This window comes from Caldithrix abyssi DSM 13497 (assembly GCF_001886815.1).
Lineage (GTDB): Bacteria > Calditrichota > Calditrichia > Calditrichales > Calditrichaceae > Caldithrix > Caldithrix abyssi.
The window spans coordinates 4,626,935-4,653,733 of the sequence record NZ_CP018099.1 but is presented as its reverse complement, the minus strand read 5'-3'; the positions used below and the strand labels follow the sequence as shown (position 1 = coordinate 4,653,733).

19 protein-coding genes are annotated in these 26,799 nt (G+C 46.5%); 10 read left to right on the top strand and 9 right to left on the bottom strand.

Translation table 11 applies throughout. The features are described 5' to 3' along the window. The first annotated feature begins 49 nt into the window (after window positions 1–49). From Cabys_RS18295 to htpG, 4 genes are all read left to right on the top strand, one after another. On the top strand, window positions 50–718 hold the full coding sequence (locus Cabys_RS18295; RefSeq protein ID WP_006927878.1) for a class I SAM-dependent methyltransferase: 669 nt from the start codon (window positions 50–52) through the stop codon (window positions 716–718). Between the two features lie 148 nt (window positions 719–866). Next, entirely contained in the window at window positions 867–2,228 is a 1,362-nt protein-coding gene (locus Cabys_RS18290) for a sigma-54-dependent transcriptional regulator (RefSeq protein WP_006927879.1), read from the top strand. Window positions 2,229–2,237: 9 nt separating this feature from the next. After that, the gene (locus Cabys_RS18285; protein WP_006927880.1) at window positions 2,238–2,903 is read left to right on the top strand and encodes an NUDIX hydrolase; all 666 of its coding nucleotides are present in this window, start codon (window positions 2,238–2,240) and stop codon (window positions 2,901–2,903) included. 360 nt (window positions 2,904–3,263) lie between these two features. Next, the gene (gene htpG, locus Cabys_RS18280; protein ID WP_006927881.1) at window positions 3,264–5,177 is read left to right on the top strand and encodes a molecular chaperone HtpG; all 1,914 of its coding nucleotides are present in this window, start codon (window positions 3,264–3,266) and stop codon (window positions 5,175–5,177) included. Between the two features lie 345 nt (window positions 5,178–5,522). Here the strand turns inward: htpG and Cabys_RS18275 are convergent, their stop codons facing one another. Further along, window positions 5,523–7,283: an IS1182 family transposase gene (locus tag Cabys_RS18275; protein WP_006927882.1), complete on the bottom strand. Its 1,761-nt coding sequence runs from the start codon at window positions 7,281–7,283 to the stop codon at window positions 5,523–5,525. 525 nt (window positions 7,284–7,808) lie between these two features. On the opposite strand from Cabys_RS18275, the gene Cabys_RS18270 reads away from it, so the two are divergent. The 6 genes from Cabys_RS18270 (at window position 7,809) to Cabys_RS18245 (ending at window position 20,223) form a co-directional block, all read left to right on the top strand. Then, complete coding sequence (locus tag Cabys_RS18270) at window positions 7,809–10,577, top strand: FlgD immunoglobulin-like domain containing protein (protein ID WP_006927883.1); 2,769 nt, start codon at window positions 7,809–7,811, stop codon at window positions 10,575–10,577. A gap of 83 nt (window positions 10,578–10,660) precedes the next feature. Beyond that, a complete protein-coding gene (locus Cabys_RS18265; RefSeq protein ID WP_006927886.1) occupies window positions 10,661–13,714 on the top strand; it encodes an OB-fold nucleic acid binding domain-containing protein in 3,054 nt (1,017 codons plus the stop codon). Window positions 13,715–13,725: 11 nt separating this feature from the next. Further along, window positions 13,726–14,613 (top strand): PorV/PorQ family protein, encoded by an 888-nt coding sequence (locus tag Cabys_RS18260; protein ID WP_006927887.1) that lies wholly within the window; start codon window positions 13,726–13,728, stop codon window positions 14,611–14,613. 137 nt (window positions 14,614–14,750) lie between these two features. Further along, window positions 14,751–17,327: a helix-hairpin-helix domain-containing protein gene (locus Cabys_RS18255; RefSeq protein ID WP_006927888.1), complete on the top strand. Its 2,577-nt coding sequence runs from the start codon at window positions 14,751–14,753 to the stop codon at window positions 17,325–17,327. Window positions 17,328–17,338: 11 nt separating this feature from the next. After that, window positions 17,339–18,601, top strand: coding sequence for a hypothetical protein (locus tag Cabys_RS18250; protein ID WP_006927889.1), 1,263 nt, complete (start codon window positions 17,339–17,341; stop codon window positions 18,599–18,601). Between the two features lie 17 nt (window positions 18,602–18,618). Continuing rightward, window positions 18,619–20,223, top strand: coding sequence for a bifunctional metallophosphatase/5'-nucleotidase (locus tag Cabys_RS18245; protein WP_006927890.1), 1,605 nt, complete (start codon window positions 18,619–18,621; stop codon window positions 20,221–20,223). A 204-nt stretch (window positions 20,224–20,427) separates the two neighbouring features. Here Cabys_RS18245 and Cabys_RS18240 read toward each other — a convergent pair whose 3' ends face one another. The 8 genes from Cabys_RS18240 to Cabys_RS18205 all read right to left on the bottom strand — a co-directional run bounded on the left by Cabys_RS18240 (window position 20,428) and on the right by Cabys_RS18205 (window position 26,791). Next, window positions 20,428–20,805 (bottom strand): response regulator, encoded by a 378-nt coding sequence (locus Cabys_RS18240; RefSeq protein WP_006927892.1) that lies wholly within the window; start codon window positions 20,803–20,805, stop codon window positions 20,428–20,430. Window positions 20,806–20,821: 16 nt separating this feature from the next. After that, window positions 20,822–21,037 (bottom strand): hypothetical protein, encoded by a 216-nt coding sequence (locus Cabys_RS18235; protein ID WP_006927896.1) that lies wholly within the window; start codon window positions 21,035–21,037, stop codon window positions 20,822–20,824. 198 nt (window positions 21,038–21,235) lie between these two features. Continuing rightward, window positions 21,236–22,588 (bottom strand): sigma-54-dependent transcriptional regulator, encoded by a 1,353-nt coding sequence (locus Cabys_RS18230; protein WP_006927898.1) that lies wholly within the window; start codon window positions 22,586–22,588, stop codon window positions 21,236–21,238. Beyond that, the gene (locus Cabys_RS18225; protein WP_006927899.1) at window positions 22,581–23,630 is read right to left on the bottom strand and encodes an ATP-binding protein; all 1,050 of its coding nucleotides are present in this window, start codon (window positions 23,628–23,630) and stop codon (window positions 22,581–22,583) included. Before Cabys_RS18225 ends, Cabys_RS18230 begins: the two co-directional genes overlap by 8 nt. After that, window positions 23,617–24,396, bottom strand: coding sequence for a nucleoside triphosphate pyrophosphohydrolase (mazG, locus tag Cabys_RS18220; RefSeq protein ID WP_006927900.1), 780 nt, complete (start codon window positions 24,394–24,396; stop codon window positions 23,617–23,619). The genes Cabys_RS18225 and mazG overlap by 14 nt, the downstream gene beginning before the upstream one ends. After that, a complete protein-coding gene (locus tag Cabys_RS18215; protein WP_006927901.1) occupies window positions 24,386–25,057 on the bottom strand; it encodes a fumarylacetoacetate hydrolase family protein in 672 nt (223 codons plus the stop codon). The genes mazG and Cabys_RS18215 overlap by 11 nt, the downstream gene beginning before the upstream one ends. Further along, window positions 25,058–26,368, bottom strand: coding sequence for a homoserine dehydrogenase (locus tag Cabys_RS18210; protein ID WP_006927902.1), 1,311 nt, complete (start codon window positions 26,366–26,368; stop codon window positions 25,058–25,060). It lies immediately after the preceding gene. Between the two features lie 12 nt (window positions 26,369–26,380). Continuing rightward, window positions 26,381–26,791: an ExbD/TolR family protein gene (locus tag Cabys_RS18205; RefSeq protein ID WP_006927903.1), complete on the bottom strand. Its 411-nt coding sequence runs from the start codon at window positions 26,789–26,791 to the stop codon at window positions 26,381–26,383. Between the last annotated feature and the right edge of the window lie 8 nt (window positions 26,792–26,799).

The window sequence follows — 26,799 nt, the reverse complement described above, 5'->3', positions numbered from 1 at the left end:
TACTAAAGCAGGCCATTTACCAGCTTGTAATTAAAAAACCGTGTTTACTATGAGCGAAAAAGATGCGTTAAAAATGGATTATCTTGTAAAAAATATTCAATTTGGCGAAAGAATATTTCGTTTAAAAAAGGTAAAGAATCTGGATGCGCTGGTTGATCAAATCAGCGATGAACTTTTTGCCGAAGACGAACGTTTGCCCTACTGGGCCGAATTGTGGCCTTCTGCCATCGGATTGAGCCGTTTTTTAATGCGCAATCCGGCTCTAATCAAAAATAAGCGTGTGCTGGAACTGGGTGTCGGCCTGGGATTAACGTCGCTGGTCATCCAATCTCTGGAACCTCAGACGCTGTTGTTAACCGACTATGAAACAGAGGCCCTGCAAGTAACGGCAGAAAATTTTTTGCTGAACGGCTTTGAACGGCCAGAGGTGCAATTGCTGGACTGGCGCAATCCGCAGTTAAACGGGCTTTACGATTGCATTGTGGCCTCGGATGTGTTGTACGAAGAACGCTTTTTCCGGCCGTTGATTTTACTGTTTAAGAATTTTTTGGCGGGCGATGGACGCGTAATCATCGCCGAACCCAATCGCGCCATTGCCAGGAAATTCTTCAAAATGCTAATGGATTTTGGTTTTTTTTACGACTTTACGATTATTCCGGTAGTGCAGGATGGCAAGACCATTCAGGTACACAACTATGTGATTAAGCGAAAAAAATAAAACAACTATTGAAGTTTTAACCGTTCCGGCGAACGTTACAATCGGTGACGCTGAAAAACAGATGAATCCCCGGGAAGGGGGCAAAAAGGGTAGCGAAAGGCTGTAACGCCATTGTGCGGAAGAACTTTATTTTAACCTGTTGGAAGAGATGAAAAGCAAGAACTTAAAACCCCGATTACTGGTCATAGATGACGACGAAGCCCACCGCGAGGGCATGGCGCTTTTGCTGGAAGACGAAGACTATCTGGTTGATCAGGCAGACAGCGCAGAGAGCGCCATGGTATTAATCCGATCGAATGCTTATGATCTGATTATTACGGATTACAAAATGCAAAAAATCGACGGCATGGAGCTTTTAAAAATCATTAACGATTATGATCCCATGCTTAAAGTGATCATGGTTACCGGATATGGATCTATTGAACATGCGGTAGAGGCTTTGCGTCTGGGCGCGTTCGATTACATGCCCAAGCCGATAGATCCGGTAAAATTGAAAGAAGTGGTGCGGCGTGCGGTACAAGCCCAGGGCTGGAAACAGCCGGAACGAGAAACCATTCCCATGCATTTTGGCGAGATCGTGGGGCAATCGCGGCCCATCAAACAGGTGGCGCAACAGATTCGAAAAATTGCCAATATTGATGTTCCCGTGCTCATTTACGGGGAAAGCGGCACCGGCAAAGAGCTGGTGGCGCGCGCCATTCACCAGGCCTCCGATCGAAGGAACGGCCCCTTTGTAGCCGTAAACACCGGCGCTATCCCCAGAGATTTGATCATTTCCGAATTGTTCGGCCACGAGAAAGGCGCCTTTACCGGCGCCAGCGAAGCGCGCAAGGGAAAATTCGAAGAAGCGCATGGCGGCACGTTGTTTCTGGATGAAATCAGCACCATGGACGAGGCCACGCAAATCGCCCTGTTGCGCGTGCTGGAAGCGCAGCAGATTGAGCGCGTGGGCAGTTCGCGTTCCATTGAAATCGATGTGCGCATTGTAGCCGCCACCAATACCGAATTAAAAGAACTGATTGAGCAGGGGCGTTTTAGAGAAGATTTGTACTACCGACTCAATGTTTACCGTATTGATCTTCCGCCTCTGCACCAACGCGTTTCGGACGTGCCCCTGCTGGTAGAGTTTTTTATCCGGCAGTTTAACGCCAAGTACGACATGCAAATCGAAGGGATCAGCGAAGAGGCGCTGAACATCTTGCAAAATTACGCCTGGCCGGGCAATGTGCGCGAGCTGCGCAACGTGGTGCTAAACGCCATGATTCAGGCCAGGAATCGCATCGAATTAAAAGATTTGCCGCCGTTTGTGCTCAATCCAGGCCCCGAAGAGATCCGTTTGCGCGCTGGTATGTCGTTGCCAGACATTGAACGTTTGTCCATTGTTAAAACGTTAAAGATGGTGGGCGGCAACAAATTGAAAGCGGCCGAACTGTTAGGTATTAGCCGTAAATCGCTTTACAATAAAATTGACGACTACAACATCAAAGAAGAAGAGTATCAATCCAATTAACGAGTTTGCATGACGAAAAAAAAGATCATCGAAATTTGTTCTGATTCGCAGCGCCTCATTTCGCACATCAAACAAAAATTAGCCGACCATCAAACACGGGATTTTCTTTTTCGCAAGGATGTGGCAGGCGTTCCGGCCGCGGTTTTGTTTCCCCTGTTCTTTAAAGACCGTGAGCCCTATTTGCTATTTACCAGACGCACGGACAAAGTGGAACATCACAAAAATCAAATTTCACTGCCCGGAGGGCGCAAAGACGACGAAGACGCCGACCTGTTGCAAACCGCCTTGCGCGAAACTGAAGAGGAAATCGGTGTAAAGCCCAAAGATGTTCAAGTACTGGGCCAGACCGATCGCTTTTTAACCAATACGTACTATCTGGTTACCCCTTTTGTTGGCGTTATTCCATATCCGTACAATTTCAAAATCAGCGAAAGTGAGATCGATTATCTAATCGAGGCGCCGCTTTTACATTTGCTGGATGAAAAAAACTTTGAAACAAAAATTGTAAGCAAGGATGGGGTTAACTGGCTTTTGCATTACTATCATTATCAGAATGAAGTTATCTGGGGTGTGACCGGCTTTTTGTTGAGCAATTTTTTTAGCATTGTGTTTGGCCTGGATCGAAACCGGTGCTGCGCCGCCGAAAACGGGCCAGGTGTAAAAAAATCCGTTTAGAAAGTTTTCTTCGAAAGGTCAGGGAGTTTAGCCTGCGAGAGTTTTTGGGGAGCGTTTTGGGGCAAACGGCGAATGGAGCGCTCTGTCAGAGCGCTCTGTCCTGTCGTGGGAATGTTAGGCCCGGGGCGTTGCCCCGGGCCATTACCTCCACTGCGCAAACGGAGCGCTCTGTCAGAGCGCTCCGCTAACGCGTAAATCTCTTTTACAATAAATATTTTGAACCGTTAAATCACAATATCTATAAAAGAAGTTTGAATTTTTGACCCTGTAACTCTAAATTCTTATCTGCATCAAAACTAAAGCGATAAATATTATTCATTTATGGTTAAGCGGAACTAAAATTATATTAAGGAGACGAAGATGGCAGATCAGGCAAAAACGTACAAATTCAAGGCAGAAGTCAATCAGCTTTTGGATATTCTGGTACACTCTCTCTACACCAACCGTGAAATCTTTTTGCGCGAGCTAATTTCAAACGCTTCTGACGCCCTGGACAAGGTGCGCTTTGAGCTTACGCGCGGCAGCGAAGTGGCGGACAAAGATCTGCCGCTGGAGATCAACATCGAACTGGATAAAGACAAAAAATGGCTGAAAATCAGCGACACCGGCATTGGCATGACGCGCGACGAAATCGTTAAAAATATTGGAACCATTGCCAAATCGGGTACGGCTGATTTTCTCGAACGTCTGTCAAAAGAAGCCAAACCGCAGGAGATGGCCAACATCATCGGTAAGTTTGGCGTGGGATTTTACTCCGTATTTATGGTGGCCGAGCGTGTGGAAATTGTCAGCAAATCGTACTTGAAAGACGAACCGGCTGTTAAATGGATATCCGAAGGAAAGGGCAGTTTTAAAGTGATGGAATTGGAAGAGACGCCCAAACGCGGCACCGCCATTACCGTCTATTTAAAAGAAGACGCCAAAGAATTTGCCGAAGACTGGCGCGTTAAAGAGATCATTAAAAAGCATTCCAACTTCATCAATTTCGATATTAAAGTAAACGGCGAAAAGGTCAACACCATCCGGGCCATCTGGCGCGAACCGAAGTCGAGCATCAAAAAAGAACAGTACGAAGAATTCTACAAATTTTTGACTTACGATCCGGAGCCGCCGCTGGAAACCATTCATGTGGCGGTGGACGCGCCCGTTCAGTTTTACAGCATCATGTTCATCCCGCAAAAAAATTACAATGTTTTCGGACTGACTAAAGAAGACATCGGGCTCGACCTGTACGTACGCGGCGTTTTGATCCAGCACAAATTCTCCGACATCATCCCCGAATACCTGGGCTTTGTGAAAGGCATGGTGGATTCGCCGGACATTCCTTTAAACATCTCGCGCGAAACTCTGCAGGAAAATCGCGTGGTGTTGAAAATCAAACAGGTGCTGGTCAAACAGATCCTTTCCCATCTGGAAAAAATGGCCAAAAACGAACCGGAAAAGTACAAGACCTTCTGGAATGAACACGGCAAAATCTTTAAACTGGGATATCAGGACTACAGCAATCAGGAAAAATTTGCCGAACTCCTGCGTTTTGACTCGTCGGCGCTGGAAAAAGAAGGCGAACTGACATCGTTTGCCGAATATGTTTCACGCGCCAAAGAAGGTCAAAAAGAAATTTACTACATCACCGGCGCCAGCCGCGAGGCCCTGGAAACGGATCCGCATCTGGAAATATTTAAACGCAAGGGCATCGAGGTGCTTTACATGTACGATCCGGTGGATGAGTTTGTCATTACCGGACTGAATAAGTACAAAAACGACTACACCTTTGTGGCCGTCGAACACGCCGACCTGGCTAAACTGGAAAAATTTGAAGACGTAATTAAAGACGAAGAACCAGTGGAAGAGCTGAGCAAAGGCGAAGAAAAAGTCTTTCAAAAACTGCTGGACAAAATGCGCGATATCCTGGGCGACCGTGTCACCGAAGTGCGCGAATCCAAACGCCTGAAAGACAGCCCCTCCTGCCTGGTCAATCCGGACGGTCAGGTAACCTCTCAGATGCAAAAGATCATGCAAATCATCAATAAAGACACCAGCATTCCTAAAAAGATCTTTGAAGTCAACAAAGATCATAAATTAATTCGCAATTTGCTACACATTTACAAGAACGATCCCAAAGATCCGTTTATCGACGAAGCCACCGAACAATTGTTTGAAGCCGCGCTGCTGATGGAAGGCTATTTGAATGACCCGCACAAGCTGGTGCGCCGAATGGAAAACATATTGACCAAAAGCAGCGAGTGGCATCCAAAAAACAAAAATCAACAATAAACTTAAGGCGGGGGTTACCCCCGCCTTTTATTTTCTTTTTTGTGCGTTTCTCTGATTACTCTCATTGACATGGATGTTGGTAACGATCAATAAAAAATATTGATTTATTAAGGAGTTCGTTCTAAGGCAGCATAGCCGCAACCAAAAACGAACCACCAAGAGCGCAAAGAAGTCACAAAGGGCACAAAGATTTTTTCACGCAACCCCATCTGTCCAGCGTCAGCCGAAAAGTGAACGCCAGGATCGAAAAGAAAAAATAGAACGGCATCTCAACATGTAAGACGAAAACTAAGCAAACCGGCACAATTACTCGGGGCTGTCCCAAAAGTCGATGAAAGTAAATTTTTATACAAAACATATTTTGGCGTTGAAGAGACAAGATGAATATTTAACAACTATTTTTTCCTTAATTTCTATAAAAAACCGCTCTAACGATTTTAAAATGGTATTTTTTGGGCCTAAATTTTGACACTGGCTTGCCCGGTTTAAATTAAAAAAGATGTTAGCGCTATACTTATACATCTCGTTAACTAAACCGTACTCTTTCATCTGATTAAACATCTTTTTTAAATTATACGCTACTGCTATTATACCAAATTCTGTTTTTACTTTCTCTAATCCTCTTAATAAAAAGCCCCTTATTCCTAGATTATGCTTTATTTGTCCAAAAATTGTTTCTATCTCCGAACCTCGTTTGCTGATTAATCTTCTTCCTTCTTCCGTATTCAATCGAGAACGAACCTGCTTTTTATAATCATTAAGCATGACATTTACTCTAACAACACGTGCAGTCTGGCCCTTGTAGCACTTCTCTTTCAATACACAGCCTTCACAACTCTCACTACGGTAAATACGATGCTTTACTTTAAAACCCGTCGACGTAACACTTTCCTGTTCTCCAACATATTCTAAATACCGACCGGCAGGACATTCATAGCGATCTAATTCACTATCATACCGCATGTTATCTATCAAAAAAGGATTCTCTTTGTATGACTTCTTTTGCTCTTTGTAATAACTACTGTATTTGATATAAGCTTCTACACCTTCTGATTCCAAATATGCATAATTCTCCTCACTTCCATAGCCTGCATCGCCTATTACTCGATTTGGTTGCCTACCATAACAACGCTTGTATGACTCCATAAAGGGCTTTAATAATACGCTATCATTCGCGTTCTGATTTATCGTATAATTCACTATAAATTGATTCTCACTTCCTACCTGAACATTATAACTCGGAAGCAAATCCGTATTATTATGATGATCCCGCTTCTTACTCATAAAGGTAGCATCCGGGTCCGTCTGGCTATAGCTATTCCTACCATTTAGAAGCTTTCGTTGCTTTTCATATTTACGTTGGCGCGGTAAATAATCCTTCTCTATTTTATTTTTTGCTCTCTTTAATTCCTTATTGTCCGGTTCCTTTTTTAACCGCTCATTCAATATATCAACTATTTGTTCAATCTGATTAGAGCTTAAAGTAACATCCTCTCCTAATTCTCCTAAATCTTTATTACCGTATAAACGATTCTCTAAAGCATTCTCGCTATCTATCTTCTTTAGTAATTCCTTTAGCTTCTCTTGAAGTACTCTCTGGTAACGGTCTACATTCTTCTTCCAGACTGCCTTGTATTTATTCGCATTCGCCTGAAATTTGCTCCCGTCTATAAAAAGATCATTTAATCCTATATAGCCCAACTCCAATAATTGCTCAACTACATAGGTGAATACTTCCTCTATTTTTCCCTTCAATCGTGATGAACGAAAACGATTTATCGTCCTAAAATCCGGACGACTGTTCCCTGATAACCACATGAAATGAATATTCTCTCTTAAGGCCTTAGCTATCTGGCGCGAAGTAAATATCTTCTGCGTATAGGCATAAATGACTACTTTTAATAGCATCCGCGGATGATACGCGGCCCGACCGCCTCCTTTGTATTCTTTAATTAAAAAATCAATATCCATCTTGTCTATGATGGCATTGATAAACCGAACCATATGATTGGGTTCTATGAGCTCATCTAATGAAGGCGGAAGAATAGTAAGTTGGTTTTGATCGGTAGTTTTAAATGGGATTTTCCGACAACGTTTTGGCTTCATGGTTTTTATTTTAAATTTAATATTTTCAAACTATTAATGCAAGTTATTTTATGTGCTAAAGACAATAAATAGAACCAATTTAAATCTTGTTTTTATTCATGTTTTTTTGTTGAAATCTTTTACCTTTTCCATAATTTCGTATCACATTTACCAATAAAATTATATTTAAAAACCTGCATATTTATACATCTTGATTTACTTTTGGGACAGCCCCTCCCCTTCTCTTTTCTAAAGAGAAGGGGCTGGGGGATGAGTTTAAAAATTTTCGCACGCTAAGGCACTAGATCTTTCGAAGAAAGAATTCTAAAAGCGTGATTGGTCATTTCGAACGAAGAGGGAACTCTTTTAGCTGCAATAAAAATAATCTATCTATTTAAAGACTCTCATACTGGAATAGTAAAAAAATACCTTTTTAGATAGAACTCATTAAGGCAATATCAAACATTTTTTTGTTTTTTTAATTGAATTCAAATAAAAATTTGTTAATTTTACAGATACACATAAATTAAAATGGAGGATTACCCTATGACTCACAAGTTCATTCGAATGACATTTATTTTGTTCAGTGCATTTTCTCTGATATTCGCCCAAAATGCCTGGATTAATGAAATTCATTACGATAATTTCGGCACCGATGAAGGTGAATTTATTGAAGTTGTTATTGAAAATGTCGGTAATTACAACCTGACAGATTTTGCTGTTGACCTGTACAATGGCAACGACGGCGCTGTTTACGACACCAAAACCCTGGATCAATTTGTGCAGGGCGCAACCGTCGGCGACTTTACCTTCTTCTACTACACTTATCCAACCAATGGCCTGCAAAACGGCTCACCCGACGGGATGGCGCTGAGCTATCAGGGAGCGGTCATTAGCGGGCAATTTTTAAGTTATGAAGGAACTCTGACCGCTACCAACGGACCGGCCAGTGGGATGACTTCTGTGGATATCATGGTTTCTGAGCCGGACAGCGTGGGATATTCCTTGCAATTAGGCGGCAGCGGTACAACCTATGACGCTTTTGCCTGGCAGCAACCTCTCCCGGCAACTCCCGGCGATCTTAACCAGAATCAGGAATTGAGCGCCACGGTCAAACCGGAACCCAGCAACCACGTAACCGACTTTACGGTGGATTCCGTCAAAACCTATTCGGTTTATTTAAGCTGGACTGGCGCAACCGGTAGCGTTTTGCCCGATAAATATCTTCTTTTGGGCGTTAAAGACGGGGTCTCTTTCCCGACCGTCGCCGATGGAAATCCCATTGCCGATGACGCAGACGCTACGGACGGCCTGGTCGCCTTTAACGTGCTGCATCAGGATGGCAAAAACACCTTTACAGTAACGGGCCTGGAAAGTGAAACTCCGTATTCCTTTCGCATTTATCCCTATACCAATGCCGGTAGCAACGTTGATTTTAAAACGGATGGCGCCATTCCCGAAGTGAGTGCCACAACGCTTGCAGCGCAAATTTTCGCCATAGCGCAAGTACAAAAGACAGCCGACGGCATGGAAGGCGATTCGCCCTTACTGGGACAGGTCGTCACCGTGGAAGGCGTGGTGACTGCCGTAAGCAGTAGAAGCTTCTGGATTCAGGATGCTGATTCGGCCTGGAGCGGGGTCAATGTATTTGACGCGGATGCGGTTAGCCAGGTTAAACTCGGTGATCGGGTTCGTTTAACCGGCGTGGTTGATGAATACTATGGCAAAACAGAAATTAAAGATTTGAGCGCATTCACTATCCTGGCGCAAAATGAGCCGCTCCCGAACCCTATTAGCCTGCCAACCGGTCAGGTGCCTCAGGAAAAATACGAAGGCGTGCTGGTTACAGTGAACAACGCCACCTGCACCAATCCCGACCTGGGTTACGGCGAGTGGGAAGTGGACGACGGCTCCGGTCCCTGCCGCGTGGACGATTTGATCTTTCAGTTTGCGCCGGAACAGGGCAAAATGTACACCGTCACCGGCGTGGTCGAATATTCTTACAGTAATTACAAAATTGAACCGCGCAGCGAAGCAGACGTAGCTTTGATTTCCAATGCGCCGGTAATCAGCTTTATTGGTAGTTCGGCATTAGCGCCTATGGCCACAGAAGATTTTATCGACACCGTAAAAGTGGTCGATAACGGCACGGTGGTACAGGTGGAGCTTCGCTACCGCGTTAACGCCGGCGACACCGTTAGCGTCACAATGACCGGCAGCGATTCTATTTTTGTGGGCGTCATCCCGGCCAGCGCTTACAACGACGGCGATAAAGTGGAATACTGGATTTACGCCATTGACAACGACAACGAAGTAAGCGTTAGCGATGTTCGCGGCTTTTTTGCCGGCACAACGCCCATTGCCGTGCTTAAACAATTAGACGACCAGGGCGTTTTGATCGTTGACGGCTTTTACGCTCGCACCACAGGCGTGGCCACCGTTTCCAACGGCGTTTTCGACACCTCACATCTTTCTGTGTTCATGCAGGACGAAAATTACAGCGCCATTAACATCTTCAAATACAACGGCGCCGACTTTACCTTTACCGAAGGTCACAGCTACACCGTGGTGGGCAAACTGACCCAGTACCGCGGATTAACCGAAATCATTCCCGAAAACCTGCAGACCGACATCATCGATAACGGCGAAGCCACCATGCCCGAACCGTTAACGGTCACTTTAAGCGTCCTTCTTAGCTCGCCGGAATCGCTCGAAGGCTTGCTGGTACGCGTAGAAAATGCAGACACCGTTGCCGGAGCCGGACAATGGCCGGAACCAGGCAACAACGCCAACCTGACCATTACCGATGACGGCGGCGCAACCCAGATAACCTTCCGCATCGATAAAGACACCGATATTGACGATGCCTCTGCGCCGACCTGGCCGCAAACCATCGTGGGCATCTTCTCCCAGTACGATTCGCAAGCGCCCTATCTGGACGGCTATCAGATTCTGCCGCGCTCTACAGCAGACCTGAGCGGTTTAACCGGCATCGAAAGCCCGGGCCAGGCCATCGTTCCGCAACGCATTTCATTGCAGCCGGCTTTTCCGAATCCCTTTAACCCCTCAACGACCTTAAGCGTGGAAATTCCGGCCAAAATCGCGGGCAAAGAAACGGTTTATCTGGAAATTTACAACGTGCTGGGGCAAAAAGTGGCCACGCTGATCAACGGCCAGAAATTGACGGCCGGTCGTCACCAGTTCAAGTGGCAGGCTACGGCAGACAATGGTTTGCAAGTTCCCACTGGCATTTATTTTGCCGTTTTAAAAGTTAGCAATAAAATTTGGACGCAAAAGTTAATATTATTAAAATAGCAGTCTTAAAAATTAAGACGCTGTTCAAAAGGATGAACGGTTATCTGCCGTTCATCCTTTAATTATCTCAAGGAGTAAGTGGAATGCATCGCTTATTATTTTTATTATTGTTACCCATTCTGTTAATGGCTCAGGATCATCTATTGATTAGCGAAGTCTTCGTTCCGCCTTCCGGCGAAAGCGAAAAAGCCTTTGTGGAAATCACCAATCCCACCGCGCAAACCTTCTCGTCAGGCGAAATGTATCTGGCTAATTACAATACCTATTACCAGATGGTTGCCGATCAATTTCCGGCGACCAATCAATTCTTTGTCGCCAGATTTCCAGAACTCACGCTCAATGCCAGCCAGGTGGTGGTCGTGGCGCTGGACGGCGCCGGTTATTTTGCCGCTTTTGGCAAACGCGCCGACTTTGAAATTAAAGGCACAGACGATCAGACGCCCGACCTGGATGTCATCCGCATGGGCAGCAATCCCGCCCTGGAAACGGTAAAGGGCATGATGATTCTCTTTAGCTGGGACGGGCAGAGCGATCTGGTAAAAGACGTAGATTACCTGCCCTGGGGCTTGCTGGCTTTTAACGCCACCTGGATGGATAAAAGCGGCCAGCAAATAGACGGCCCCGATGCAGACAGCGACGCCAGCGCCTACCTGAACGACCTGCCGACCAACCAGCAAAAGGCCATTTCTTCCATTCCATCCGGCTACAGTTTACAGCGGGACGGCGTAAGCGAGGTGGAAGAAATTGCCAGCGACGGAAACGGTTTAACCGGCCACAACGAAGCCAGCGAAAACTTTCAGCAAAGCTTTAAAACGGCCTCTCCAACGCCGGGCAGCTTTAGCCAGGTAGCAGGCGACGGCACCGGCACGGCACAGTTAACGCCGGAATCGGTGAACGCCGGCGAATTGTTCGATTTAACCATTTCGTTTTCTACCACGGAAACTTACGAGCTGGTCTCCATTGAGCTTACCTTACCGTCAGAATTTTCCTGGTCGCAAACGACCGCTGATCTGGCATTAAGCGGAGACGCCTTCAGCGCCGCCACGGTGACCGTCAATCAAAATCAAATTTTAATCGAAAACGCCAGCCTGAACGATCAAACCGGCGGTACGCTGTTGATTAAAAATCTGCAGGCGCCGTCTGCAGAAGGCAGTTATCCCATCGAAGTTAAAACCGCAACGGCTGCCGGAAATCTGACGCCCATTGCCATTTTTCCTTCCATCTCCGTGCAGAAAAAGCTAACCATCGCCGACATCCAGAACAATCTTTCTCAATACGAAGGTCAGGTGGTTACCGTTGAGGCGGTCGTAACCGTCGGGGTCAATATTACGCGCACAGATCGCTGCGACGCTTACGTACAGGACGAATCGGGCCGGGGCATTAACCTGAGCGACGCCAGCACCAATTACCCGGAGCTGGTAAGAGGCAATCGCCTTAAAATTACCGGAACAGTTACCGAATACGTGAGCGCTACAACCGGCGACGCAACCACCGAATTAATTAATTTTACTCTGGAATTGATCTCCACCGACAATCCAGTGCCTGCCGTTCCTTACTTAACCTGCGCCGAAGCCAACAATATCGATCTGGAAGGCACCTTTATCGAAACGGCGGGCGTGATTACCGACAAAGCCGAAAACATTGGCGGCGGCACCAACATAACCATCGACGACGGCACCACGCCTCTGCAATTGCGCATCTGGGATTCTTCCGGCCTTGATCTTTCCGCCTTTAACGTGGGCGATACCGTTTCCGTACGCGGCGTGATCGATAGCTACCGCCAATCGGCTCAGGTGGTGGTGGCCTACCAGCAGGACATTCAAAAAGGCGCGATTAAAGAAACGGTTGCCGGCAGCGGGCAGGTTAGCGTCCAGCCGGATAGCGTGGGCCGGGCGGAAACGGTAAATTTAACCTTCAATTTAACCGGTACAGTGGAAGACACCATCGGGCAGTGCGCGCTGGTCATACCGTCTGACTGGCAGTGGTTGCAGCCGGGCAGCGAAAGCGTTCAACTGAGCGGCGTTTTTAGCGATGCCAGCATAACCATATCTGCCAATGAAATCCTGTTGTCCGATTTTACTCTCACTTTCCAGCAAAGCGGCAGCATTACCGTAACCGGCCTTACCAGCCCGGACGCAGACACGGTTTCGGTTTTCAAATTCAAGACCGGCGAACCCACGGGCATGCTTAAAGAGGTGACCGATCCGCCGCGCATCATTGTGGGTAAGGGCACCAACCGCTCGTTCATCTCCATTGCCGAAGCCCGCCAGAAACCGGTTGGCGCCAGAATTACCGTTAAAGGCGTCATCACCATCGGCGCCGGTATTTTGCGCACCAATTTTACCGATGCCTACCTGCAGGACGAATCGGGCTACGGGTTAAATATTTACCAGGGCAGCGGTCTTGACGTGCGCATTAAACGTGGTCGGCTGGTCATCATTTCCGGAGAGCTGGACGAATACCTGGGTAAAAAAGAGATCGTCAATTACACCTTAACGGTGCTAAAAGACGATGTGCCCATTCCGGCCGTTCGCAAACTCAGCACCTTTGAGGCTTCGACCACTGAATTCGAAGGCAGTTTTGTGGAAATCGAAGGCTTGATTTCCGGCATTCAATACACCGGCGGCGGCACCAATATTTACATAAACGACGGCTCAGGCGAAGTAACCGTAAGGGCCTGGGACACGGCTAATCTTGACCTGACAGAGTTTGAAATTGGCGATTACGTTCTGGTACGCGGAGTCGTTGGCATTTACCGTGAAGCCGGGCAGATTCTGTTAGGCTATCAGGAAGACATTCTGCGCCCGGAAATGCCGGAAGGCCAGGTTTATCTGAAGGTTCCCAATCGCCCGTTTGTCCCGGATCAGGGAGAAAAGCTGGCCATTGAGTATCAGGCCGGAAGCGCCAGCAGCCACGTGACCCTGCGCATCTTCGATTTAAGCGGTCGTTTAATTGCCACGCTTTACGATGGCGACGGCTTACCTTTCCCCATCAAAAAGGAATGGGACGGCACCGATCAATTAGGACAATGGGTGGGGCTTGGAACCTATCTTTGCCATCTGGAAGTTGTGAATAATAATAATGGTAAACGCACGGTAAAAATTGCTCCCATTGTTGTGGGAACCGTTTTGAAATAAAGGAAAAGAAAATGCGATTTCGAATTTTAACGACGACTTTACTTTTGCTGTTTTTAAACGCCGCCAGTCAGGCAGGCGTGTTCGACAGCCGTTATCCTTCTGCCAGGGCAACCGCCATGTCCGAAGCGCTGGTTTCTGTACCCGGCGACTTCTGGGCGCCTTACATAAATCCCGCTTCTCTGGCCGGTTTAAACAACTGGCAGGTGGGCTCTTCGGTGCAGCGCCTTTTCAATCAGCCCTTTCTGCAAAATGCTTTCTTTGGCGCGTTAATGCCCCTGCCTTCTCGCTTCGGAACGCTGGCACTAAACTTTGAATTCTTCGGCGTCCGTTATGAAGGCAACACCCTGTCACAGGAAAATACCTTTACCCTTTCGCACGGCTTTTTTCTGCTGAACGATCTTCATTCCTACCTGTCGGTGGGCTACAACCTGAAATACTACTACTGGGACCTGGGGCGTTCCGTGGAAGATCGCAATCTGGGTGCGGCAGGCGCTTTTGGCTTTGATGTGGGCCTGCAAGCCAGCCTTTACCACAGGATTTTTGCAGGCGTGTACGCATACAATCTAAATGCGCCCACCCTTGGTAACCGCGTAAAACACGATTTACCGCAACGCATTGTGGTGGGAGTCGGTTATCGGCCTATGACCAACGTGCTTACCACGCTCAGCCTGGATAAAACCGTTGGCTTCGACACGCACGCGGCTGCGGGCATCGAATTCTGGCCCGTTCGCTGGCTGGCTCTGCGCGCCGGCGCCATGAGTACGCCCAATCGCGTTTCTGCCGGCATCGGATTGAAGTTTAAAGGGCTTATGCTGGATTATTCTTTTCAGAACCATCCGGTACTGCCCGAAACGCACAAAATCGGTATTATTTACCAGATTGGCGGCGCGAACCAATAAAATGGGTTGAACGACCCAGGAATTTTACCGGCTGAAATCCGGACAGGACTCATTTTCAGGCGGGAAAAATTCTCGTATGAAGTTGTAAGAATAAGATGTGTTAACGGCAATTACAAACATTTAAAAAAAGCGCGAATATGAAAAAAATTGACAAAACAACATTCATTTCCCTGAAGCACGGCGTTTCCGGAGGCAGGTTTTACGCTTCGCTCTTGTTGGTGGTTTTGATGAGCTTCTGCTTTTTGACTTCACCGGGCTTTGCCCAACAAAAGATTGATTTAAACCGGGCCACGCTGGAACAACTTAAGGCCCTGCCCGTTTCGCCAGAGCTGGCGCAGGAGCTGTACAATCGCGTTCAATTCAAGGGTTACTTTACCAGCATTTACCAGTTGTGGGAACTGCCCGGCATGGACGCCGAAACCTTCAAAAAATTAAAGCCTTTGGTCAAAATTGAGCCCGTGCCTGCCGCCTCTGCGGTGCAGGAGCGCATCGAACAGATCTACTATCGCCTGGAACGCTGGTCTTCTAACGAAGGCATCAGCAACGACCTGATCGACCTGTGGATCGAAAAAGCGCTGGAACCGGTTAATATCAATAAGCTTGGTTACGACGAGCTGGTTAACTTTCAGAATGTTTCGCCGGTTGACGCCGTTGCCATCCTGCAACAGCGCCAACGCGTTAACTTCTTTCGGAACACGCGAGATCTGCGCTACACGCCCGGCCTTTCCAACTACGCTTACCGCAGCCTACGCAACTTTGTGCAGTTCAAGGACGAAACATTCAGCCAGTGGCACGGCAGCTTTTTAATGCGCGTGGACAACTTTCCCTTTATCGCCGAAGAAGCCGAGCAGTCGCCGCAGGCTCAATTTCTGGATATTACCCAGCAGGCATCGGAAACAGGCCTGACGCAAATTCCCACGGTTTATTCCCGCTTGCGTTTTACGCAAGGCAAACACCTTGATTTTGGGCTGAGCTACGTGCGCGCCAACGGCGAGCCCATGAACTACGCCTTTACCAGCCCCTTTCATTTTCCGGAAACCAAATACCACCTGACCATCAAAGACCTGAGCTGGAAGAATGTTCTCCTTAAAAAGCTGATTGTGGGCTATTACAAAGTTACCCTGGGCCAGGGCGTTATCTTCGAAAACACCGATTTTTTTACGCCCCGCAAATCAGGCTACGGTTTCCGCAAGCGTTTTAACGGCATTTCAGGCGATCTTTCCAGAAATCGTGAATTTACTTTGCGCGGCATGGCCTTCGAAACGGTTTACCAGAACTGGCGGGCCATTGGCTTTATCTCGATGGACAGCCGCGACGCCATTTTGAACAAAGACGATTACCTTGGAAAGCCTTCCTTTAATCACTTTATTGTGCTGGATCAAAGATTTAAATACACGCCGGGAGACACTCTGCGCGGCCCCAACAACCTGGATATGAGCTGGCTGGACGCAGTCAACGAACTGACCTACGGCGCGCATCTTCAATACACTTTTACGCCCGGCACCTTTTTGGGCTTCAGTTATTACGAAAGCGCTTACGATCATTATCTCAATCCCGACCCCTACCAGGTGGTCGGCACTGATTATTCCGGCAATCAGAACTGGGATATTCGGCAGGTTACCGCCGACAGCGAAATCAAACAGGCTTACGGCGGCCCTGTTTCCAGGGGCGACAATCCTCTGTGGAGCCAGGCCGTTTCTTTTCGCCGCGTTTACGGGATGAACTTTCAGAGCGTGTGGAAAAACCTGGCCTTTCAGGGAGAATACGGCATTCTGGATAAGAGCGGCGGCGGCTTTAAACCCTTAAACGGTCCGCGTGCGCTGGTCGCTTCTGTTTACTGGCAACAGGAAAATTTTAACCTGCTCCTGCTTTACAGAAATTATGACCTGGGGTTTGACAATCCCTACCAGCGCTCCTTTTCTAACTACCGTCGTTACAAAGGCACCATTTTTGAAGATTATTACTACCTGCAAACCCCGCTTTACGGGCAATTGTACAGCAACAATCCGCAGCCGCAGGCCGAAGCCGGTTTTTACATCAGTTCCTACTATCAGATTACGCGGCAGCTGCGCACCAACCTGCAATTTGATAACTGGACGCGTAAATCCGATCGCGCTAAAAATTACCGCCTGGTGGGCTCCGTTGACTACCGTCCGGTTTTTCCCCTTGGCATCCAGATTCGCCATAAATGGCAGTCGCGCGAACCGCAAAATGATCTGACGCCCAACCAGTTTTACAAAAACTACGAATTACGCGGCCGCTTGCGCTTCCGCCTTTCTAATTACGACGCTTTTGACCTGATTTATGCCAACTCGAAGCTGGTGGTCCATCCTCGCCCGCGCGTATTTGGCGATTTTGTTTTAGACGGCGAAGCCATGGGTGTTTCGTACGCCCACAACTTTAACCGTAATTTTCGCTTAAGCGGCATGTTGATGTACTACAAAGGCTTTTTCTGGAATTTTGAAGAAACACAATTCGTGATTATGGACAGCCCGCGGGGCGCCATGCGCTTTTTCCTTTCGGCCTATTCACGTTTGACGCCCAATTTATCGGTGCGTTTAAAATACACGGCCGACCATCAGTTACCCATCAACAACATCCAGTTTCAGCCTTATCAATCGACCATTGACGCCAATCCTGGCAAAATGTTCGGTACGCTCTGGAAGCGTAGTCAGGAACATCTGTTTTACTTTGAATTAAATTACAATTTTTAAAGAGGCATAGAATGAGAACGATTCAGTTTATTTTAACACTGTTAATTCTGACCATGTTCAGCCAGGCCCAGATGGCCGACCTGAATTTGACGCGCATGCGTTACGGCGAGCCGGTACAATTTTATTCGGCAAGAATGCTCGGCCTGGCCGGCAGCGGACTGGCCAGCCAGGGCAGCGTGGGCAACGCTCTGGAAAATCCGGCGCTTATCTTCCCCCAGCAGGGCACATTGACCTTGACCGCCGGTTTAATGACCAACAAACTGGTTGAAGACCGTCAATTTCCGTATTACGACTCGTTTTCCGGCTTCAATGATTTTGGATCTTACTCTTACAACTCCAACTACCACTTTGCGCCGTATTTTCAGTTGGGCTGGATTCTTCCGCTTGCGCACCCCGTCGCCGTGCAGGTCGGACGCGTCCCCTTTCTGGATTTTCGCTACAAATACGCCGAAGAAGTGCGCGATCCCTTCGATAAAACAGACAAGCTGCTGGGCTACAACTGGATTGATCAGAGCGGCGTTCTGAATCAGACTTTTTTAGCTGTCGGGACGCAGGTTGTTTCCGGTTTAAAGGTGGGCCTTAAGCTCGGCTTTTTAGGCGGAACCATTGATTCCACCATGAAGATTGAACCGCGCGTAGAAGGTAATCTGTTTTCCGAACAGCGCATTGACCGGAGGCGTACGTTAAGTTCGACGCCGGTGCTATTCAACATTGGTTTGCACTACAGGGTAAGCGAACGCCTGTCGGTAGGCGCTTTTGCCCAATTGCCTTACACGCTGAAATGGGATAACCATTTAAAAGGCGATTCCATGGCGGTCGCCGAAGAAATCGACTATCCTTTAAGCCTTGGCGGCGGCCTGGATTATCGTTTTCAAAATATTTTACAGGCTCGCGTTTTCATGGATTTTATCTACAGCTTTAGCGGAAATTTTAAAGATTCCAGAACCGCCCGGCTCCACTACCGCGACACCTTTACTCTGCGCGGCGGGGTTGAACATCTGTTTTTTAAGAAGCAAATGCCTTTCAGAATCGGATTCTCCTACGCCACGCTGCCCTATAATTACAACCTGGCCAATACCTGGCTGACTCTGGGCACGGGATGGTATTTTTCAAGGTGGCATGTGGATCTGGCGGCCGGGCTTAACCATCAGGAGTTTTATCAACCCGATCTCTTTCCGGACACCATTTACGGTCTGGATGCCCGCACCGATCTGGATCGCGTTCAGTGGACCAACTACTTTTTCCGTTTTGATGTGACGATCAATTTATTTTAAGAAGCAGGAATTGAGTAATGTTCAAAAGATTAAATCTATTACTTTTATTGATTTTTTTCGCCGTTGAAATTTTAAGCGCCCAGAACGTTAAAAAGATCTACCTCTTTTTTACGAACGATCTGCATGCGCGCATCGGGCATCAAAAAGCCCGTTTTTTGAATCCGAATTTTCCGCCCAGCCTGGGCGGCGGCGCCTCGGCAACCACCATCATCAAATCGTTTAAGGCAAAAGCCCAACAAAGCGGCGACATCGTTTTATTATTTGATTCGGGCGATTTTTTAAGCAGAACTTCCGATCTGGTGAAAAATTCCGGCGGGCGCGCGATGATCGAATACATGAATAAAATGGGCTATTTGGCCGCCGTACCCGGCGTGGAAGATTTTCAGGTCGCCGGTCAGCGCTGGGACGATTTGGCCGGCCTGGCTGCTTTTCCCCTGCTGGCCTGCAATGTAAAAAGAGAAAGCGACAACCCATTTAAGCCTTACGCCATTATTGACCAGAATGGTTTGAAAATTGGCGTGTTTGGCGTACTCAGCCAGACCGTTCAATATATTGATGAAAGCGAACAAATTGAAGGCTATCAATTTCTGCCGGAATTGCCCGCTGCCAGAAAAACGGTTCAAAAACTGAAACAAGAAGATTGCGACCTGATCATTGCGCTGGCTCATTTAGGGCTGCCTTACGATGCCGAAGAAGATTACCAATTACTCAAAGAACAGGATCGCCAGAATCTGAAAAAAACTTCTTTTCTGACGAGTATGGAGTTAGCCCATTATGTGGATGGCATCGATGTTCTGCTTTCCGGCAGAATGCATCGCGGCTACGATCAGCCGTGGGAAGATCCCTTAACGCACACTCTTTGCTTTCAGAACTATGCGCGCGGCAGCAATCTTGGCGCCGTTGTTCTTCATTACGACGCTGTGCATCAAGCCATTATTAAATACGAATATTTGAGTGAAAAAAGCGCCATGCTGTTATTAACGGAGGACGAGTTCTGGCCTGATCCTGAGATGGCGCATTTTATTGACAGCTTACAAAGCGTGTACCATGCCGATCCCGATTCCGTTCTGGGCTACACATTGAACGCGCTGGTTCGCAGCTCGCAGGGCGAATCGCCGTTTAATAATTTGATGTGCGACGCCATGTTAGAAGCCACCGGCGCGGACTTCGCTTTTAACAGCTACAACAGTCTTCGCCAGAACATTCCCATTGGTCCCATCACGCGGCTGGATATTGTTGACGCCCTGCCCTTTGCCAACCAGTTGGTTGTGGTAAAAATTACGGGCAAAATGCTAAAAGACCTGATGGAACGCAGCGTGGTGGGTAATTTTATGGGCGTGGCCATCGGCGGCGGCAAAGTGGTTTACGACCCGCGCAAACCCAACGGCCGGAGAATTGTGGAAGTAACCATTGGCGGAAAACCGCTCAATCCACAAAAAATGTATCGCGTTGCCACCTCTTCTTACCTGGCGCAGGGCAACGGCGGCATGACGCCCCTCAGTTTTCTGGATGATCAATTTTTTGAATACACAACGCTCAGCGTGCGGGATGCCGTGATGCAGTACATCAAAAGGCACTCTCCGTTAAAGATTATCGAAGATGGCAGGTGGGTCAGAAAATAAAAAGGCTTTTATATCTTAACCCAGAACATCCTGTTCATTGTAAAAATCCATTTTAGGGCTAAAATATAAAAGCCGTGGACTCTCTTACTGCTGTTTAGGCTTAGGAGAGCGCGTCGTCTTTAATACGTATATGACTTACTACGAATATCACACTGACAATCACCAGATGTAATGCTATATAAGTTTCCATATTTCCACCGTTAGTTAGTTTGTTAAGTATAAGCTCCGGAAAATCGTCCAGCGGTCGATAAAATGTCTAAAGTTTTTTATCTTAAAGGGCTCTGAAACAACTTCCGTAAGATTATCTATGTCTTTTAGATTTATTTTAGATGCTTTATTCTTGATAAAGATAACAGGAATTTTTGCCGTAATCGGATCCTTGCGCAAGCGACGGAAAAAATCGTGCGGCGCATGTTCCACAAAAGTTTCGTCCACCACAATCACCTTAGGCCGTTGAAAGTGAGCTTTCCTGAACAGGTCCGAAATCTGATTAATGGTAACCAATCTATAGTTGTAAATTCCTAAAATGTCCTGGATAAGCTTGGCCTTGTAAGGGTCTTGCTCACAAATAAATATTTTCATGGTGAACTCCTTTTGCTTAATAGTTTACCACGGCATCGGTCAAAACCCGCGCTTTGATGGCCGATGAAATGATGTTTGGCAACACTTCCATCAGATCCTGCATATTCTCCTTGTAAACGGTCAGAATGTCGTCATTGGAAAAAGCGATCTTAATGGAATAGTATCTTCGGCCCTGCTCGTCTTGCAGCGTTTCAATTCTAAAATTTCCGTCTAATATTTTTTCTATCATCATGACTCCTCCTGAGTGCTTTTTTCTTTTAATTAATGCAACAATGATGCCAATTTGTAACATGTTAAAATTTAATAACTTAGCGCATGATTTCTGTGTATTTACATAAATCGTTAATTTTTAACCGGTTATGGTTTTTGGCGAGGTTAAAATTGTATTTTATACAATATTCCCTCCGTAGTCATTGCATAATATGCAATTTTACTCTTTTAAACGATTCATTAAAGTGCGGTAATTAATCTTCAAAAAATCACAGGCGGCCTTTTTATTCCTTCCTACATGTTCATAAACCATCTTAACATACAGACGCGTCATTTCTTCCAGGGTGAGCTTGTTGCTTAAAGCGTTCTGCAAAATCGGGTTTTCCTGTTCCAGCAACTCATCAGGCAGGTCTTTCACCGTTAATTGCCGGGGATTGAGCACCAGCATGCGAATTAAGGTGTTTTTAAGCTGGCGCACGTTACCTTTCCATTCAAGGCGCGAAAGATAGGCCACCAGCATGGGATCGATCCTGGGAACGGCAATTTTATTTTCGGCGCAATAAGATTCCACAATGTAATTGATTAAAGCGGGTATGTCATCGGGACGTTCGCGCAGGGGCGGAATGTGGATGGGGATTACATTCAAACGGTAGAACAAATCTTCGCGAAAGTTTCCTTTTTTGACTTCTTCTACCAGCGAACGATTGGTAGCCGTAATCAGTCGAAAATCGGCCGTAAGCTCTTTGGTGCCCCCAAGGCGATAAAAGCGTTTTTCCTGTAGCACGCGCAGCAGTTTGGCCTGGATGGATGGCGGCAGGTCGCCGATTTCATCCAGAAATAGCGTGCCGCCTTTTACCAGTTCGATTTTCCCCAATTTGAGTGTTTGAGCGCCGGTGAAGGCTCCCTTTTCATGTCCAAAAAGCTCGTTTTCTAACAATGTTTCTGGCAGAGCGGCCGAATTAATGGCAATAAACGGTTTATCGGCCAGTTTGCTACGATTATGGACATGGCGGGCAATAACTTCTTTACCGACTCCGGATTCTCCTGTGATAAGAACCGGCTCGGTTGTGTCGCGTATTTGTTCTATGAGATGCAGGATCCTTTGCATTTGCTGACTGACGGCCACAATACCTTCAAAGACCAGCCTCTCATCCAGCTTCCTGCGCAGCAGGCGGTTTTCGCGCTCCAGGGCTTGCATTTGAAGCGCGCGTTTAACCATTAACGGAAGTTCATCCTTGATATTTTCCGTTTTGAAAAAATAAGAAGAGGCTCCTCTTTGCTGGGCCTCAAGAGCATGTTGGTGATCCTGTGAAGAAGTGATGACGATAATTTTGGCGTCTGTGCCCTGAGAGACAAAATAATCCAGTAATTCCAGCCCCATTTCAATTTTAGGCAATCCGAGGTCTAAGATAATGAGGTCGGGCAGTAAGCGCAAAAAGAGCTTTTTGGCGGTTTCTACATTGCGGGCAAACTCAAAAATGTATTGATTACCAAGCCACTTCCGGAAACTTTGCTGCCAGACAATATTATCTTCTACGATTAAAATCTTTTGGTTACGCGTTTGTTTATTCATTTTCTATCATTGGCCAACACAAACTTACCTCTGTTTTCCCGTCCGTGGCTGACTTCACATCCAGATATCCCTGATGTGCGGCTAAAATTTTTTGACAAATGGCTAATCCAAATCCTGTGTTCCCATCCTCTTTCCAGGTGGTAAAATAGGGCGTTTTAACCCACGGCAGATAATCCGGATTTATTCCGGTACCGCTATTTATAATCGTTACGATCAGCCATTGATTTAGAAAAAAATGCAAATCAACGGTAACTTTCGAAATTTTTATCTCTATTTTATTTAAATCGTTTTTGGCAGCTTTTAGCGCATTATGCAGAGTTTCTTTAAGGGCCATGTTGAACAATTCCAGATCAACCTCAATCGATTCCCGCTCAATGTTCTCCCGAAACTCAATTTTATCTTTTAAACTTTTAAATTCACCCTCTTCAAATACGGCATCTATTAACTCTTTAATATTGACGCGAGATTTTAATAATTCTACATCTCGCACAAAAAAGAGTAGTCTTTTGTTTAAATTACTCTGGTAAATTAGTCGTTTTTCAATGCGCTCTGCCTCTTGGGCCGGATCTTTCCATAAACGCATTAAAGCGTCAACATCGTGGATTAATTGCGAAATTTGATTTCCATACTCCATATTTTGCTCTGCCAGGTGATGTTCCAGATAATTTTTTAGAATGGTGTGCAGGGCGCGCCAGTCTTCGATAAAAGCTTTTATCTCCGGCTTTTTAAGCTCCTGCTTTTTTGTAATGAGAATAAATTTTTCATCATAGGATACATGATCCGGAACAAAAACCTGGTCGAACGACTCGCCAAGCTGTTGATAAATGGTTTCCAGCGAGGATAACTCGCCAGAGCGCTCCAGGTTAAGGTTGTTCGAATACAAAACGGACAATGGATTGGGCGCGGGCCGGTAGCCAACCACCACGAACGGCAGGCGAGGATACGCCGCGGCCAGCGCTTTTGCCGCGGCCAGGGCCAGCGCGTTAAAATCGGTAAATGTTTCCAGGTTATCTTTTATTAACAGAAGATTACTTTTTTTCATTCTTTTTTGCCTGTTCCCAGTGTTTATCCAGTTCATCCAGTGTAGCCTGTTGCATGGCTTTTACATCGCCCCTGTACTGGCGTTCAATGTGTTGAAAACGGCGTAAAAATTTTCGATTGGTTTTGCGCAGAGCATCCTCGGCGGTGATATTTAAAAAACGGCCGAGATTAACCAGGGCGAACAACAAATCGCCCAATTCGTTCTCTTTCTCTTGCTGGTTTCCCTCTTTAACGGCCTGCTTCAATTCATGCAGTTCCTCAATAACCTTATCAAAGACCGGCTCGATTTCGGGCCAGTCAAAGCCAACGGTGGCCGCTTTTTCCTGCAAACGCTGCGCCTGAAGCAGGGCCGGGGCGGCCGCTGGAACGCCGCTTAACAGCGAGGTTCGGCCTTCATCCCGGACTTTGGTATGTTCCCAGTTATCCTTAACCTGCCGGGCGTCTTGCAGCTGCTTTTCTCCAAAAACGTGGGGATGCCGCGCGATTAATTTTTTGCAAATATGGTCAACCACATCTGAAAAATCAAACCGGTTATCTTCCGCCGCTATTTCACTATGGAAGACAATCTGCAGCAAAAGATCGCCAAGTTCCCCGGCCATTTTTTGCCACTGCTTTTGATCGATGGTTTCCAGTACTTCGTAGGTCTCTTCCAGCAGGAACTGGCGTAACGACTCATGGGTCTGTCTGGCGTCCCAGGGGCACTCCTTGCGTAGCCGATGCATGATTTGTAGCAAATCGTCCATGGTGAATTTTTGCTTATCTTTCATGGCTCCAGCCGACGATTTTGGTTTGTACGTTGGCAATCGACTCTATTTCTACCTCAACCATATCTCCGGGCTGCAACGGCCCAACTCCGGATGGAGTGCCGGTAAGCAAGATATCGCCCGTTTCAAGGGGAAAGAATTTACTTACATAAACGATTAATTCCGGAATTTTAAAAAGCATTTGATTGGTATTGCCTTTCTGCCTGAGCTGGCCGTTGACGATCAACTTCAGCTCCAGATTTTGCGGATTTTGAATTTGTTCTTTTTTGAAGAAATCAGAAATGGGGCAGGCATTTTTAAAGCCCTTGGCAATAGCCCATGGCCGCCCCTGATCTTTTGCTCTTTTCTGTACATCTCGCAGGGTTAAGTCCAGGGCAATGCCAAATCCGGCCACATAATCCATGGCCTGAGCTTCAGATATTTCAAAACCGGTCTTGCCAATCAAAACGGCCAGTTCAATTTCATGGTGTACTGCACCATAATGCAAAGGAATGGCAATCGGTTCGTAAATGCGGCAGAGAGCAGAGTTTGGTTTTATAAAAATCACCGGTTCGTCGCTACGTTTTGATTTCATTTCTGCAATGTGCTCTGAGTAATTTAAGCCGACACCGATAATTTTGGACGGCGTAAAATGACCGTCTTCGATTAAACGCACGGTATTCATCTAAACCTCCTTCAAGATTCTAAATAGTTTCACCTTACCTTTGGTGATATTCAACGCTTCCACATCGCGTATTGATTTTAATACCTGTTTTTCTTTAGCCCGATCAATTAAAATGTGTACAAAACCAATGGAATTGGCGTAAGTTTTTTCAACTTCTGCGTGTGCCGAAGCAATATTAATTTTATTTTTACCCAGAATGGTGGCGATTAAACCAATAACGCCCGGTTTATCCTGACAGGGGAAGCGAATGTAATAGGCCGATTCCACATCTTCAATTTTTGCCACCGGCTTATCATTCCAGTTCAAATAATACATATCCAGGCGTCTTGGAGAATAACGGATAATATTCCCTAAAAACAACAAATCGCGTAAAATAAGGCTACTGGTAGCGTCGAGTCCCACGCCCTTTCCGTAAACCATAAAGTCATCCAGCAAATCCGTTTCAATCAGATAGGCATTGTACTCGCCTCTAACCAGCGCCAGAGGGTGGTTTTTAGGAACCAGCGTGGGGTGCACGCGCACTTCAAAACGGTCGCCGTGGTCGCGGATAATGGCTAAAAATTTAAACACATAACCAAAATCATCGGCGCATTTGATGTCAAATTCTGTGATTTCGGCTATGCCTTCGGCGTAAACTTGCAGATAGTTTAAGTCAATCCCAAAAGCCGCGGCCGCCAGTATAGAAACCTTTTGCGCCGCATCCGATCCTTCGTAATCCACAATTGAAAGGCTTTCTCCTTGCTGTAAAATTTCTCTGGACTTTAAGGCCTCCTGCAGCGAGATTCTTTCGTCGGTCATTTTGGTTAAAATTAAATTCGATGTGCCGCTTAAAATGCCGTACAGCGCTTTGACATTGTTAGCCAGTAAATCGCGTTGTATGGCGCTGATGATTGGCACGCCTCCACCCAGCGAAGGCTCGGGTTGAATGTAAATGTGGTTTTTATTTGCCAGATCGGCTATCTCGTGCATCCGTGCCGCCAGCAGCATGCGGTTTGCCGAAATCAAATGTATTTTGCTGGAAATAATTTCTTTGATTATTTTAAAAGTGGGTTCAATACCGCCGATGGCGTCAATGGCAATTTTTATCTCCGGATCGTTCACAATTTCTTTTAAATCGTCAGTAATTAACGATTGATCGACAAAATCCGGTCGTTCAAAGTTTATATGTTTAACCAGTATTTTTTTCAGGTTTAAATTAAAGCCTGTTTTTTTTAAAATTTCGTCCTTTTTGGCAGCCCACAATTTATAAAAGCCCAGCCCCAGCTTACCAAGGCCCAGTAGGGCAAAATTGATGTCTTTTTTTCGTGCCATGAAAAATCCCTGCTACTTTGAACTTTGAGGTTTGACGGTGGAAACGACCATTTTGTAAATTCCCTGCTGGCGTAATAAATCCATGATGGTAATGACCAGACCATGCGGAACGGCGGCATCTGCCTTAACCACAATGCTTTTATCCTTGCGCATATCCGCCAATTTTTTCATTTCGTCGATTAAATTGTTAATGGAAACGATGTTATCGTTCAGAAAAATATTTTTATCTTTATCCACATAAATGATGACGCGTTGGGTGGTATGCCCTTCCGAACTTTTGGCCTTGGGCAGGTCCAATTCAATGCCTGGCTGCTCCAAAAAAGTGGACGACACCGCAAAGAAAATAATTAAAATAAAAAGGACATCGATGAGCGGCGTCAGATTAATGGCCAGCCGGCGTTTTTCTTTTGTTAGCAATTTCATGACAACCA